The sequence below is a fragment of the Paenibacillus tianmuensis genome (assembly GCF_900100345.1).
Taxonomy (GTDB): Bacteria; Bacillota; Bacilli; order Paenibacillales; family NBRC-103111; genus Paenibacillus_G; species Paenibacillus_G tianmuensis.
In genome coordinates, this window is sequence record NZ_FMTT01000008.1 from 21,592 (window position 1) to 35,164 (window position 13,573).

The 13,573-nt window shown below is 56.2% G+C and carries 13 protein-coding genes and 1 pseudogene; 3 read left to right on the forward strand and 11 right to left on the reverse strand.

The window, feature by feature from the left end:
• Positions 1-31: 31 nt before the first annotated feature.
• Positions 32-730, reverse strand: coding sequence for a post-transcriptional regulator (locus BLO51_RS30990; protein WP_090669270.1), 699 nt, complete (start codon positions 728-730; stop codon positions 32-34).
• A 182-nt stretch (positions 731-912) separates the two neighbouring features.
• Here BLO51_RS30990 and spoVB point away from each other — a divergent pair, with 182 nt between their 5' ends.
• Complete coding sequence (gene spoVB, locus BLO51_RS07630) at positions 913-2,478, forward strand: stage V sporulation protein B (RefSeq protein ID WP_090669273.1); 1,566 nt, start codon at positions 913-915, stop codon at positions 2,476-2,478.
• A 13-nt stretch (positions 2,479-2,491) separates the two neighbouring features.
• On the opposite strand, the gene BLO51_RS07635 is transcribed toward spoVB, so the two are convergent.
• Positions 2,492-3,166 carry a DUF421 domain-containing protein gene (locus BLO51_RS07635; RefSeq protein WP_090669275.1) on the reverse strand — a complete coding sequence of 225 codons (675 nt, stop codon included), beginning with the start codon at positions 3,164-3,166 and terminating at the stop codon, positions 2,492-2,494.
• Positions 3,167-3,342: 176 nt separating this feature from the next.
• On the opposite strand from BLO51_RS07635, the gene BLO51_RS07640 reads away from it, so the two are divergent.
• Entirely contained in the window at positions 3,343-3,705 is a 363-nt protein-coding gene (locus tag BLO51_RS07640) for a TIGR04086 family membrane protein (RefSeq protein ID WP_245719573.1), read from the forward strand.
• A gap of 102 nt (positions 3,706-3,807) precedes the next feature.
• Here the strand turns inward: BLO51_RS07640 and yajC are convergent, their stop codons facing one another.
• The 8 genes from yajC to BLO51_RS07680 all read right to left on the reverse strand — a co-directional run bounded on the left by yajC (position 3,808) and on the right by BLO51_RS07680 (position 11,851).
• Entirely contained in the window at positions 3,808-4,131 is a 324-nt protein-coding gene (yajC, locus tag BLO51_RS07645) for a preprotein translocase subunit YajC (protein WP_090669277.1), read from the reverse strand.
• A 95-nt stretch (positions 4,132-4,226) separates the two neighbouring features.
• Positions 4,227-5,366 carry a tRNA guanosine(34) transglycosylase Tgt gene (tgt, locus tag BLO51_RS07650; protein ID WP_090669624.1) on the reverse strand — a complete coding sequence of 380 codons (1,140 nt, stop codon included), beginning with the start codon at positions 5,364-5,366 and terminating at the stop codon, positions 4,227-4,229.
• 33 nt (positions 5,367-5,399) lie between these two features.
• A complete protein-coding gene (gene queA, locus BLO51_RS07655) occupies positions 5,400-6,461 on the reverse strand; it encodes a tRNA preQ1(34) S-adenosylmethionine ribosyltransferase-isomerase QueA (protein ID WP_090669279.1) in 1,062 nt (353 codons plus the stop codon).
• 80 nt (positions 6,462-6,541) lie between these two features.
• Positions 6,542-8,674 (reverse strand): SpoIID/LytB domain-containing protein, encoded by a 2,133-nt coding sequence (locus BLO51_RS07660; RefSeq protein ID WP_090669280.1) that lies wholly within the window; start codon positions 8,672-8,674, stop codon positions 6,542-6,544.
• A gap of 45 nt (positions 8,675-8,719) precedes the next feature.
• Entirely contained in the window at positions 8,720-9,724 is a 1,005-nt protein-coding gene (gene ruvB, locus BLO51_RS07665) for a Holliday junction branch migration DNA helicase RuvB (RefSeq protein ID WP_090669282.1), read from the reverse strand.
• Positions 9,725-9,795: 71 nt separating this feature from the next.
• Positions 9,796-10,437 carry a Holliday junction branch migration protein RuvA gene (ruvA, locus tag BLO51_RS07670; protein WP_090669283.1) on the reverse strand — a complete coding sequence of 214 codons (642 nt, stop codon included), beginning with the start codon at positions 10,435-10,437 and terminating at the stop codon, positions 9,796-9,798.
• Positions 10,434-10,937, reverse strand: coding sequence for a crossover junction endodeoxyribonuclease RuvC (gene ruvC, locus BLO51_RS07675; RefSeq protein WP_090669627.1), 504 nt, complete (start codon positions 10,935-10,937; stop codon positions 10,434-10,436). The genes ruvA and ruvC overlap by 4 nt, the downstream gene beginning before the upstream one ends.
• 209 nt (positions 10,938-11,146) lie before the next feature.
• Positions 11,147-11,851 carry a BofC C-terminal domain-containing protein gene (locus BLO51_RS07680; RefSeq protein ID WP_090669284.1) on the reverse strand — a complete coding sequence of 235 codons (705 nt, stop codon included), beginning with the start codon at positions 11,849-11,851 and terminating at the stop codon, positions 11,147-11,149.
• 135 nt (positions 11,852-11,986) lie between these two features.
• On the opposite strand from BLO51_RS07680, the gene lepB reads away from it, so the two are divergent.
• Positions 11,987-12,535 (forward strand): signal peptidase I, encoded by a 549-nt coding sequence (gene lepB, locus BLO51_RS07685; RefSeq protein ID WP_090669629.1) that lies wholly within the window; start codon positions 11,987-11,989, stop codon positions 12,533-12,535.
• 55 nt (positions 12,536-12,590) lie between these two features.
• On the opposite strand, the pseudogene BLO51_RS07690 reads toward lepB, so the two are convergent.
• Positions 12,591-13,573 (reverse strand): annotated as a pseudogene (locus BLO51_RS07690) (hypothetical protein); the annotation flags it as partial.

Below are 13,573 nucleotides of genomic sequence, written 5' to 3' on the forward strand. Positions count from 1 at the left end.
ATAATGACGCGCGAAAAAAGAAGCCCGCTCGCTAGCGATGGGCATCCTTGTATATGCTCATGGTCATCCAGTTCATAAACTGCGTCGCCTTCAAAGATAAAATATCGTTGACGATCCGGTGCAGTGGAGGAACGCCGGTCTTACGGTATTTGTCGCTGACGCATTCCCATATTTCCTCTCCTATCACCTGCTCGTAACCGATCATGCGGAACTCCTCGGCTTTGCTACGGCAAATCTCCTCGATTACCCGGCTGAGCTCCTCGTCATTCATAGGCTCTTCTTCCGGTTCAGGGTCCGGTTCCGATTCCATGTGTTTCATCCAAAGCTCCGGCAGATCGACTGCTTCGGGCTCGCACTCCTCCTCGTGATCCTCAGCCAAAGCCGTATCGATCTCCCCCTGAGGCTCGTCCGGCTTCGGACCGGCCGATTCTTCATCCACGAGTGAACGCGAGGTCGAAACCTTCTCTTCCATCGTCGGTTCCTGCGGGTGATCGCCGTTTTCCCTCTCCGAGTAAAAAAACTCCATATAAGGGACCGGCTCCGTAAGCGGCTTTTCGGCTGCAGCTTCCCGCGCCCCGTTTTCTTCCAGATTCCGAGACTCCGAACTTCCCGTATGCTCGTTCCCGACTCCCGGTTCCGTTTCCAAAGCGGAGGTATGCTCCGCTCCCGCTTCCATAGAATCCGGACCCTTGCCGCCGCTGCGATCCTGTTTCCAACTGTCGTTTTCCATCTTGTAACCCTCCCGCGTGCGCAGCCTCGTTATTGTACCTATTCGCTGTCCCGGATCGTTTTCCTGCCTTTTGTGCCTGCGGCGCGCTCTAAAAATTGTTGCATGCTCTTGGACAGGTTGTGCATATCCATTAATAACGTACGGGAATACAAGCCCATCCAGGAAGAAAGAAGGTCGGTCCCTTGACAAAACAATCGTTTATCCAAGGAACGCTCATCCTCCTTGCAGCAGGCATTGTCAACCGCATCCTCGGCTTCATTCCCCGGATTACGCTTCCGCGTGTCATCGGTCCGGAGGGAATCGGCCTTTATCAAATGGGGTGGCCGTTTCTCATCGTCATTCTGACGATCGTCACGGGAGGCATCCCGGTCGCGATAGCCAAATTGATCGCTGCGGCCGAAGCCGGAGGCAACGCCGCCCGGGTCCGCACGATCTTTCGGGTAGCGCTTGCCCTGGCAACTATAATCAGCTTTGTCTTCACAGCCGTCATCATCCTCGGCGCCCGCTGGATTACCGATCATCTGTTCACGGACCCCCGGGTATACTACACGTTCCTGTGTATGACGCCGATCATCCCGCTCGTCGGGATATCGGCCGTATTCCGCGGGTATTTCCAAGGCCGGCAGGACATGATTCCGACGGCGCTGTCCCAAGTGGTCGAGACGCTCGTCCGCATCGTTACCGTGCTCGCCTTTGCATTCATGCTGCTGCCTTACGGCATCGAATTTGCCGCCGCGGGAGCGATGTTCGGCGTCATGGTCGGCGAGTTGTGCGCCCTGCTCGTTTTGGTGCTGCTATACCGGCATAACCGGTCGCAGCGAGTGACGCCTCACCGGGCAAAGACTGGAGCTCGACGGTCGCTCAACCGCTTCGAGAGCCTGAAAAGTCTTCTTCAATTAGCTATGCCCGTCACCGGAAGCAAGCTGGTCGGCTCCGGCTCGTATTTTCTCGAATCGATTCTGATTATTCAAAGCCTCGCTGTTGCAGGCGTAGCAACCGGTGTGGCAACGGCGCAGTACGGAGCATTGCAAGGCATGATTATTCCGGTGCTAATGCTGCCCAGCGCGCTTACCTTTTCCCTCGCGGTGTCGCTTATCCCATCGTTATCCGAGGCGGCGGCCAAGAACGACATGAAAACCATCCATATGCGGCTGCACCAATCGTTAAAGCTTGCCTTGGTGACGGGCGCCCCCTTCGCCGTATTGATGTATGTGCTGGCAGAGCCGATTTGCCAGTATATGTACGGGCAGCCCGGGGTCGGGGCGATGCTTCGGATGATGGCGCCCGCGGCGCTTTTCATTTATTTTCAGGCGCCGCTGCAATCCACTCTCCAAGCGCTCGAAAGACCCGGAAGCGCACTGATCAATACGCTCGTCGGGTCTATTGTTAAGCTGACGCTCATTTACTTCTTGGCCAGTCGTCCGGAATTCGGCATCTTGGGTGCGGTTGTCGCCATCAGCGTGAATATCATGCTCGTTACCTTGCTGCATTGGAACAGCGTCGTGCGTCTGCTTCAGTTTCGCATGCAGGCCGGGGATTTCCTGAAAGTCGGAATAAGTATGGCGGTCGCCGGCTTCGCCAGCTATGTCGTAATGTATACGCCTTGGATCGCCAGCGGCTTTACCCGTTTTGCCTTCTCCTGCCTGACAGGGGTTGTCATTTATCTGCTGATCGCCATGCTGCTCAAACTCATTAACCGTGACGACGTTTTCCGTATTCTGTGGCTCGGCAAACGGTTTGTGAAATAACAGGAGCCTCAGTTCATCTTTTTTTGTCGATAAACCAGCGGCCCCGATGATCGATGGAACAAAAAAATACGTCTTTAAAATCTTTGACTCCCTTATCCTGAAGCTGGCTCTTAAGCCAAAACCGGGTTTGGCCAAGTTTGGTCAAGTTCTCGTCCTGTACTTTCCCGTCCATAATCAGCGGCAAAGGAAGTCCTTCGTAACGAAACGACGCCGGCTTTTCAGCGGACGGTTCCGTCTCCTGATTTTTTTCGACCACGGTCAGCTTACCCGACGATTCGAGAATGGCAAATTCCACATCTGCAAGGTTTGTCACTTTATTTTCCCTCAATTGCAGCAACAAATCGTCCAAATTGTATAGTTGGCGCTTCATTTCCTTCCGATTCAGCTTGCCGTTCTGAACAATGGAGGAAGGCTTGCCTTCAAACAAACGGCGCAGCTTTTCGTTTTTCAACGAAACAAAAGCAATGACCAATTGAACCACGACCAACGTTGCCATGGGAAGAATGCCCTCGATTAAAGGCTTCTTCATATCTTCCAGCACGAACACGGCAATTTCCGCGATCATGATGGAAATGACGAGGTCAAAAACCGACAGCTTGCCGATCTCCCTTTTTCCCATAATGCGCAGGGTAAAAAATACGATCGCATAGATCAGAATGGTGCGAAAAAAAAGCGGCAGTAGATCCATGGACTCGGCCTCCCCGAATGCAGTTCAATGCCTATTGTAGCCCCGGGGAACGATTGTCATGCGGGTGAATTGCTGGTAACAAATCGATGCTTCCGCAGTCGAAGAAGCTGTACTATTTCGGTGTACATGCCCATACAATGAAACATAGAATGGCTTGGAACAGGAGGTCATGAGGGATGATGAAAAATTCGCCCTTATTTGCCGGATTGGTATATGCCGTGGCGTTCATGCTGGCCGGAACGTTGCTCGCTTCGCTTGTATTGCTGGGTACGAATATTCCGGAGAAATCGTGGTTGGGCGCGACGCTGTTTATTCACGGAGTCGCCTTGCTGATAGGGGGCGCGGTATCGGGCAAACGCAGCGGCAGCAAAGGCTGGTATCACGGGGGACTGCTGGGGGCTATGTACACCGTGGTCGTTTGGATGATCGGATTTCTGGCGTACGACGCAAGTTTTTCCAAGGAGATGCTGGTGCTTGCGGTGGTAGGGTTGCTGGCTGGGGCGCTGGGCGGAATGATCGGCATCAATTTGAAGAAATGAATCGGAAGGAAACAAAAAAAGCGAGATCTCTTTGAACCCGCCGGAATCCGGACGGGTTGAGACCTCGCTTGTTTGCGTGTGCAGCGAAGCACGATGGGAAAACTATTTTTCTTCGGAAGCTGCCGCCGAAGCCGATACCGCATTCACGGCCGAACGTTCGAAGGTCAGCTTCGTGACGTCGTTCACCCGCAGGACGACCGTATCGTCCGTAAGCTCCAGGATCGTGCCGTGCATGCCCCCGATCGTAACGACCTTATCCCCTTTTTTCAAGTTGCCCAGCATCATGTTGCGCGTCTTTTGACGTTTTTGCTGAGGGCGGATAAGTAAGAAATAAAGAACGACGAACATCAGGACGAGCGGGCCGTAAGTCACGAGATATCCCTCGATCCCCGGAGCCGCCGCCGTTTCATTTGCCGCTAACCACATTGTCTGATTCCCCCCTTTCTACAGACTTTCTCTATGTATACCAAGTGGTAAGTCCGGTGAATCCGAAGCGGCTGCGCTCCAGATTCACCGGGCTTTTAGAACCCTTTGCTGTTCTCGTCGATGCCGTATTTCGCGAAAAATTCGTCGCGGAAATCAAGCAGCCGATCTTCACGAATCGCTTGGCGCACCCCACGCATCAGCTCCAACAGGAAATGAAGGTTATGGTACGTCGTCAGCCGGATGCCGAAAGATTCGTCGGCTTTGATCAGATGGCGGATGTAAGCCCGCGAATAATGCCTGCACGTATAGCAGGAGCACTCCGGATCGAGCGGACCGAAGTCTTCGGCAAACTTCGCATTGCGGACAACCAGCCGCCCTTCGCTCGTCATCACGGTACCGTTACGGGCAATGCGCGTCGGCAGCACGCAGTCGAACATGTCAATGCCGCGGATCGACCCTTCCACCAAAGCGTCGGGCGACCCTACGCCCATCAGATAGCGCGGCTTGTGGGCAGGCAGATAAGGAACGGTGTAATCGAGCACCTCATACATCAGAGGCTTTGGCTCGCCTACGCTGAGTCCCCCAATAGCATACCCCGGGAAATCCATGGAAGTCAACTCAAGCGCGCTCTGCTTGCGCAAATCCTCGAACATGCCGCCCTGGACGATCGCGAATATCGCCTGTTCGTTCGGCCGGGCATGGGCTTTCAAACACCGTTCCGCCCAGCGGGTCGTCCGTTCGAGCGATTGCTTGACGTAGCTGTGCTCCGCCGGATAAGGCGGGCATTCGTCGAAGGCCATCATAATATCCGAACCGAGCGCATTTTGAATCTCAATCGCTTTCTCAGGCGAAATGAACAGCTTGTCCCCGTTCAAATGCGAGCGGAACTGCACGCCTTCCTCGCTGATTTTGCGCATCTCGCTCAAGCTGAACACTTGAAAGCCCCCGCTATCCGTCAGAATCGGACGATCCCAGTTCATGAAGCGGTGCAGTCCTCCCGCCTTCTTCACAATCTCATGGCCGGGACGCAGGAATAAATGATACGTATTGCTCAAAATGATATGCGCATCCATTTGCTTTAGCTCTTCGGGGGACATCGTCTTCACGGTAGCCTGGGTGCCGACGGGCATAAAAGCCGGCGTTTCGATCACCCCGTGGGGCGTGTGCACCCGGCCCAGTCTCGCGCCGGATTGCTTGCAGGTCTTGATATGCTCATAGGTAACGGCCAATCCAATCACTTCTTTCTTTTCCGGTCAATTTTACTCATTTTAATGAATGAACATCGCGTCGCCGAAGCTGAAAAAGCGGTACTCCCGTTCAACGGCTTCGCGGTAAGCGGCGAGCACGTTCTCCCGCCCTGCGAGCGCGCTGATCAGCATAAGCAGCGTCGATTTGGGCAGATGGAAGTTGGTTAGCAGCGCACCGACGATGCGGAACCGGTAACCTGGATAAATGAAAATTCCCGTCCAGCCGCTTCCCGCTTGCAGCGTGCCATCTTCACCCGCTGCCGTTTCCAGCGTCCGGGCCGAAGTCGTCCCCACCGCAACCACCCGTCCGCCTTTTCGCTTGACGGCATTGACAAGATTGGCGGTTTCTGCGGATACTTCGTAATACTCTTCGTGCATCTCATGCTGTTCGACGGTCTCGGCCCCGACGGGACGGAACGTCCCCAGTCCGACATGAAGCGTAACATATGCTAATTGTATCCCTTTTTGTTCCAGTCGATTCAAATAGTCCTGCGTGAAATGAAGCCCCGCTGTAGGTGCCGCGGCTGAGCCTTGATGCTTCGCATACACCGTCTGGTACCGCTCGCGCTCCGGCAGCTGTTCTTTAATATACGGCGGCAGCGGCATATGTCCCAAGCGGTCGAGCAGCTCGTTAAAAATACCTTCGTAGCTGAAGCGCAGCACCCGGCTGCCCATGTCGCCTTCGGATTCGACGGTAGCGACAAGCAGTGGCGGCTCCGCACCTCTGTCTGCTTCGGACGGAGCACCGCCCCCAAAATGCAGCACGGTCCCGGTCTTCAGACGTTTTGCCGGACGGACGAGCGCTTCCCAGCGGTCCCCTTCTAGCGGCTTAAGCAGCAGCACTTCGGCTTTGGCACCCGTGTCCGCTTTCACTCCGAACAGCCTGGCCGGAATGACCCGCGTATCGTTAAGCACGAGCACATCACCCGCCTCAAGATACCGCTCCAATTGTTCAAACTTATGGTGACCGATTTCCCCTGTTCGCTTCTCCAGCGTGAGCAAGCGCGAGGCCGTCCGGTCCGGAAGCGGCGTCTGCGCAATTAACGATTCGGGTAAATGGTAATCGAAAAAGTCCACTTGCATGATACGTTTCATCCTTCTGTTGGTTTCATATTTCGTTCAACTTTTTTATGCCCTGCTCGAACGACATTGTCGGCAGTACCTCAAGGAGCGGCTTTCTGAATCGAGACGCCCGTGTAATACGTCAGTAAAATTTTCTGGTAATCGTACCCAAGCTCGGCGTAGCCTTTGGCGCCCCACTGGGACATCCCCAGTCCGTGACCATAGCCGGTACCTTTGAAAATAAACTGCGGGTCTCGGGTAGCCAACCGAACTTTGCCTTGCGCATTTATCATAAAGAGCTGCTCGTCGGTTTGTTTTCCCGTTCCGCCGCTGCTTGCGACAACGACGGGCTGAGAGGCGGAGGTCTGGCTTCGCGTCGCCCCCCCTGCTCCCAATATAGTATAGCGTCCCGTTTCTTCAATATCAAACCGGGTACTGGGCAGGCCGCCGAGCAACGTGCGGAGCGAATCCGGATAAGCGGCTTTAAGCGGCTGTCCGTTCGCCGTTACTTCGAGTGCGCGGCCGGACACCCCTCTTTTCGATACTTCAAGCCGGCTTAATGCTCCGCCGGTATAAGACGCGCCAAGCTTTTCCTTTACCTTCGCCGCATTGTAAGGGCCGCGAATCCAGGAGTAAGCGTTCGATTCGATCTCTTGATCGATGACGACGAATCGGTCACCGATGTCCACCTTGAACGCTGTCGGGTTGGTCGTATTGTCGACGTAGGGTGCAGGCCGGACGCTCACGCCGGTTGCCGTCGACTCGTAATAAGGCAAACCGCCCGGATTTTTTTGCCCTGTCGCCCTTGCGTAGTCGGAGTGGATGTAGCCGGTATTGCCGTTCGGCAAAACGATCCGGTACCACACTTTTTTGCCCGCTTGAGCTCCTTCGTCCGGGGATTTTTGGCTCTTCAAGTACGCCACTTCGTTGCCCCATACTTCCGTCGGAGCCGCCGTCATCCCCCCCGCATTGGAGTAATACAGCGGGTTGATCAACCCGTTCTTATCTACGATCACTTCGCCTTGCGTCACTTGCACCGCTTGCTGCGCGACGGCGAACTCTCCCGCTACTCCTTTATACGCTTGATCCGTGGTCGTATCGGTGACGTGCGCGATCTGGTATTTGACGCCCTGCTTGAGCGCAAATGTGCGCGCGGCGACAGACTGCGCCTTCAGCGCTTCCAAAGGCCATTCTTTACTCATCTCGGAGCCAAGGACCGAAACGAGATACTGCTCAAAAGGCAGCTCGTTGACAACGGCAAGCTTGCCGTTGAACCGGGACACTTCAATTCCACCGCGGTAGGCGCGTTCGAACCGCTCGCGGACCGTGACGCCGCCCTGCGCATCCGCAGCCGCGGCCCACAGCTTCGCGCCCCCGCCGAAGGCGAAGGCCGCAAGGGGACCGCCGGCATTTGGGCCGCCCATATCCAACTCGCTGCGCTTCAGCACGTAGCTCTGCGCAGTGTCCACCGGCGCAAGCGCCACAGTAGGCAGCGCCGCCGCAATCTGCGCTTTCAGCGCCTGCAGCGCCGCGCTGTCGGCGGCTTCGCCAACGAATACGGCGTATCCGGCTTCGGTCAGCGCCACATCGGCGTCGAAGCCCGCCTGCGACAGCGCTACCGCCTGCGCATTCGCTTCCGCCTCGCCGGCGAAGCTGCCCGCGCTCCAGCGTAGCGGCCCGCTGACGGTAGCGCCGGACTGGCCTGCGGCGGCCGACGCGGCCGCTTCCTTCGTGGCGAACGGGCCCACATAGGCCCGGTACGCCGACTGGCCACGCTTCACGCGCTGTACGACGCCCGCGGCGGTTCCTCCGGCCTTCAGCTTCTGCGCCTGCGAACGCGCGGCCGTAACGTCGCCCGTCTCGGGCAGCTGCGCGTAATAGCCGTCCGCATAAACGCGAACCGGCGTTTTGGCCGCCGCTTGATGGACGGGCTTCGCCCCGGCGGCTCCGTGCAAGCCGAGCTGCAGCCCGGCGTCCGCCGACAGCGTAACCGCGGCGGCCGGACTAACATATTTGCCCGTATCGATAAATAAAGCGACACGAATATTGTCGAGCTTCGGCACAGACACCGCCGCGTAAGCGGCAGGCAACATGCCTCCTTCTGGTCCCGCCAAGCCGATTGCTGCCGCAAGCAGCAGCGCTGCCGGCACCTTCATTCCTGATCTTAAGCGACGCGCCACCCTCTCTACAGGAGCTAGTCCCGTACGATCGAGCGGCCGTTTCGTTTTATGCATAAACCGCCGATTCCCCTTTCTTGACGGAACCGCCGATACTTCCGCTTAAGAGCGGCTTGGCATCGGCAGCCCGAGATGTTTGCACGCGCTCGGCGTTATCATACGTCCCCGCGGCGTCCGCTGCAAAAATCCGATTTGCAGCAAATACGGCTCGTAGACATCCTCGATGGTCTGACTTTCCTCTCCGATCGATGCAGCAATCGTATCCAGCCCGACCGGACCGCCCTGAAAGCTCAAAATGATGGTCCGCAGCATCTTATGATCAATCTCGTCGAGTCCCAGCGGATCGACTTGAATGCTCGACAACGCCGCCTGCGTAATGTCGAGCGTAATGATGCCGTCACCCTTCACCTGGGCAAAGTCGCGCACCCGCTTGAGCAGCCGGTTTGCGATCCGCGGCGTCCCGCGCGAGCGCATCCCGATTTCCCGGGACGCTTCGCCTACGATCTGAACCTGCAGCAGATCGGCGGTCCGGCTGACGATATAGGACAGCTCGTCGACCGTGTAATATTCCAACCGGCTGACGACGCCGAACCGGTCGCGAAGCGGCGCCGAAAGCAGCCCGACGCGCGTCGTCGCGCCCACCAGCGTAAACGGCGGCAGGTCGAGCCTCACCGAACGGGCGCTCGGCCCTTTGCCGATGATGATATCGAGAGCGTAATCCTCCATCGCCGGATATAGCACCTCTTCTACCGTCCGGTGAAGCCGGTGAATTTCGTCGATGAAGAGCACATCATTTTCCTGGAGGTTGGTTAAGATGGCCGCCAGGTCGCCCGGCCGTTCGATCGCCGGTCCCGAGGTCGTCCGCAGATTGACGCCAAGCTCGTTGGCGATAATATTCGAAAGCGTCGTCTTGCCAAGACCCGGCGGTCCGTACAGCAGCACGTGATCGAGCGCTTCCTTGCGCATTTTGGCCGCTTCGATATATATTTTCAAATTTTCCTTCGCCTGGGCTTGACCGATATATTCAGCCAAATACCGCGGACGCAGGCTGAACTCCACCCCTTGATCCTCCATCATCAGATGCGCCGAGATGATGCGGTCTTCCATGTTGCGCCTCTCCTTCCTGTCGGCTGTCCGCCAAGGCGGACGCCGTCTGCCGCGTCAACTATCCACACGACTTATTTCATCAGCGACTGCTGAAACAGTGCCTGCAGCGCAAGCTTCGTTACCGCGTCGGCCGTCTCGTCGCCCTTCAGCTTCGGCTTGACGGCTTGTCCCGCCCGGTCCGCCTCGGCTTCGGTATAGCCTAGCGCAAGCAGCGCCGCCTTCGCCTCGCCCCAAGCGCCGCTTGCCGTCAGCCCTGCCGCGGCAATTTCCGGCAGACCAAAGCCGACACCGTCCGCCTCGGCCGAAGTCCATGCGCCCAGCTTATCTTTCAGGTCGAGCACCATGCGTTGCGCCGTCTTTTTCCCGATGCCCGGCAGCTTGGTCAAGAACGAAATATTCTCCTGCCCGATGGCCGCCGCGATCACTTCGGGGCGGCCTCCCGCCAGTACGCCGATGGCTACCTTCGGCCCGATGCCGTTCACATCAAGCAGCAGCCGGAACAATGACTGCTCTTCTCTGGACGAAAATCCGAACAGCAGGTGAGCGTCTTCCCGTACATGGTAGTGAATGTACATTGTCACTTCCGCGCCGTCCTTATCTGCTCCTACCGCATATGGATTGGCACAAAAAACGCGGTAGCCGACGCCGCGTACGTCCAGCACCACATATTCCTTTTCGCGGTGCGCCACCGTCCCTCTTAAAAAGTCGATCATCGCTTGTAAGCTCCGTTCAATTTTTGTTGTAATCCCGAAGAATGGGCATGGCAAATGGCCACTGCCAGCGCATCTGCCACATCATCGGGCTTCGGCACGGCAGATAAATGCAGAAACATTTTAACCATTTCCTGCACTTGCTTCTTCTCCGCTTTCCCGTAGCCGACAACCGCCTGCTTCACCTGCAAAGGGGTATATTCGGCAATCGGCAGCCCCTGCTGTACCGCCGCCAGCATCAGTACGCCGCGGGCTTGCCCAACGGTCAACGCTGTCGTGACGTTCCGGTTAAAGAACAGCTTTTCAATCGCGACCGCATCGGGCTTATATTTCTCGATCAGTTGCACCGTCGCTTCGTATACTTGTTTTAGCCGCAGAGCATCTTCCGTACCGGCTTTCGTCTGGATCGATCCGTACTGAACGGGAACCAGCTTATGACCTTGTTTATCGATAAACCCGAAGCCGACGATGGCGATCCCCGGGTCAATACCTAAAATCCGCAAGACGCGCACTCCCCCATTCGCTTTCCGATATGCGGCTCTCAGACCGCAAGAAGCGAACATATGTATTCACCTGCCATTATAGCAGATTATCCCTTCCATGAACACGTCAAAAAGTCCGCCCGGCCTCCAATGCCGCAGCGGACTTCGACGTATTTCGTTATAGGACAGGGCTTGTCTGAATCGTTCCTGTGGGATGGAGCGCCTCTCCTCTATGGGGATGGCGTCACTTGCATCGCTTTCTCCGTTTCTTCGATCGCATAATCGCTCAGGGTCGAGAGCACGCTGTTATAATCGGCCAAATCTCTTACCCGAACCCCCTGATAAAGCTGTTTAACCGTCTCCCGGGGCAAGCTGCTTTCCAGATGCCGAATGTTCAACTGGAAAAATGTTCGCAGCACGTTTTGTCCTCCCGCCCCCGGCACCCCTTCGAACAACGACAAATTGCCTTTGGCATCCAGCCCGAAATAAGAGTTGTTTTTACATTGCGGGGACAAGTCCTCCACCTTCTCAATGAAATAAACCCGGTCTGAATTCCCAAGACTCACGGTCATCGACGGATGAGCTTTGTGGTAGGCCAAAATGTCGGCTGCGTTCATAATGCCGACCCGCTGCAGTTCTTCGCCGCAAACGTACGATTTTTTTACAAATGCATCCCTTTGCCCGTTCAAATCTTTTACCATCGCATGCACTTCTTCCTCCGGCTGCACATTGGCTTCGACGGCGCGGCTGAAGACGGACTGTTCTTGACCCTGCCCGCCGCTTTTGTCATATAGCGAGCCGCGCAGCATCCACGCACCTGCAGCGAACAAGCCGACTGCAAGCAAAACGACAGCCAGATTCAGCCAACGGCGTTTCAGGCGCAGCTTTTTTTTCAATTGCTTCTTTAACTGATTCCAAAAGCCGAGCAACATCATGGCGATCCCCTTCTGTCCGTGGTGTTTAGAAATACTTGAAGCCTTTTTACTATTTTTCCCATGGGGATCGACGTTTATACTTTTTCCATGTATACTATGTTGCATACGAACAGCGGAAAGGAAGGGCGGTTGTTTATGCATTCTCTATTCAAAGAAATTTGGTCGTGGGTTCGTTCCATCGCAGCCGCTTTCGCACTGACGCTTGTGATCGGCATCTTCGTGTTTCAACCGACTCATGTGCTGGGCCATTCGATGGACCCTACGCTGCACAACGACCAGCGCATCTATGTATCCAAGCTGTCGCATACGTTCCGCTATGCGCCGAAGTACGGAGATATCGTTATTATCGACAGCCGGGTAGAGCGAGAGCGTACGCTCAAGGACGATGTGCTGGAACACCCATTGTTGAAGTTCATTCGCGGGAGCGAGGACCCGAATATGTACGTCAAACGGGTCATCGGCAAGCCTGGGGATGTCCTGGAGCTCAAAAACGATAAAGTATACCGTAACGGGGAGGTGCTGGAGGAACCGTACTTGAACGAGCCGATGCAGGTTCTCGGCGAGCACAAGTGGACGGTCCACGAAGGCCACATCTTCGTTATGGGAGATAACCGAAATCACAGCAAAGACAGCCGGGAAATCGGCTTTATTCCGCTGGACCACGTATTGGGCATTAAGATGTAACGCGCTCATAAAAAAACAGCCGGAGGCTTAGGCTTCCGGCTGTTTTTTTTTATATTTAGTTGCCGAGCCAAGGCATGGGTCTTCTCGGTTTGACCGAACGGGCCGCCTGACGGCGATTGCGCTCAATCAAGCTGCTGATCGCGGCACGTGCCGAGCTTTGCTTCTTTTTCCGTTTCGGGGGACGAGCCGCTTTAGATTCGGACTGAGTATCGGTTTGCGAAATGACCGCCTTTTCGGAACGAGCGCTCTCTCCCGATTCCCTCTCACCTTCTCTCCCCTTATCGTATACCGGCGGCTGCCCCCAAGGAAAGGGGCTTCCGTACGAGACAGCCACAGGACTTACATAGCCCGGATACGACGGAAATCCCGGGTATCCGTGGAACGGCACGACCCGTTCACAGAATATAGGTCCCGGACCGACAAACGGCATGAACGGGTATTCGTCCATCGGCTGGCCATAGGGCTGGAACGGACCGGGGATATTCGGTTGCGGCAAAGGCGGCTCAAGCGAAATCGGCGCTGCCTGCGACCATTGAGGCATCAAGGACGCCTGGGCAGGCATCTGCGCAAATGGAGGCGATTCCGGCGGCAGCGCATACGGCAAATCCGCCAGCCCCCCTCCGCAACCGCAGCCGCTTTGAATAACCGGCGCTTGACCGGTAGATAAAGACGGGTATGCCGGAGGCGCTGCCGGGGCCGTATAGTAAGGCATCATTCCTGCGCCGGGCATTTGCGGAATCGGCGGGAGCTCCGGTTCCTTCCAAACGTTTTCTTTGCCTTTACCGTATGGAGGATGCGGCTGCTGAGCCATCGCTTCAACGGCGGGAACATTGTACTGCTGGAACAAAGACGCGGAAGGCGGCGGCGGTTGGTATCCAAGCTGAAACGGTTGATACCCGGGCTGCGGCTGAGCTACTTGATACGGATTTAGAGCAGGCTCGCTCGGCTTGCCTTTCTGCGCCGCTTGGAACGGTTGTGGAGCCTCATACGGTTGCGGCTTTTGTGCTGCGCTAAACGGCTGTGGCATCGGCTCGTTCG

Excerpts from the sequence above, each read along its gene's own strand:
- lepB (WP_090669629.1), top strand. The coding sequence starts at position 11,987 with ATGCATTCTCTATTCAAAGAAATTTGGTCGTGGGTTCGTTCCATCGCA.
- BLO51_RS30990 (WP_090669270.1), bottom strand. The coding sequence starts at position 730 with ATGGAAAACGACAGTTGGAAACAGGATCGCAGCGGCGGCAAGGGTCCG.
- BLO51_RS07635 (WP_090669275.1), bottom strand. The coding sequence starts at position 3,166 with ATGGATCTACTGCCGCTTTTTTTTCGCACCATTCTGATCTATGCGATC.
- queA (WP_090669279.1), bottom strand. The coding sequence starts at position 6,461 with ATGCAAGTGGACTTTTTCGATTACCATTTACCCGAATCGTTAATTGCG.
- ruvB (WP_090669282.1), bottom strand. The coding sequence starts at position 9,724 with ATGGAAGACCGCATCATCTCGGCGCATCTGATGATGGAGGATCAAGGG.
- ruvA (WP_090669283.1), bottom strand. The coding sequence starts at position 10,437 with ATGATCGACTTTTTAAGAGGGACGGTGGCGCACCGCGAAAAGGAATAT.
- BLO51_RS07660 (WP_090669280.1), bottom strand. The coding sequence starts at position 8,674 with ATGCATAAAACGAAACGGCCGCTCGATCGTACGGGACTAGCTCCTGTA.
- BLO51_RS07680 (WP_090669284.1), bottom strand. The coding sequence starts at position 11,851 with ATGATGTTGCTCGGCTTTTGGAATCAGTTAAAGAAGCAATTGAAAAAA.
- BLO51_RS07640 (WP_245719573.1), top strand. The coding sequence starts at position 3,343 with ATGATGAAAAATTCGCCCTTATTTGCCGGATTGGTATATGCCGTGGCG.
- yajC (WP_090669277.1), bottom strand. The coding sequence starts at position 4,131 with ATGTGGTTAGCGGCAAATGAAACGGCGGCGGCTCCGGGGATCGAGGGA.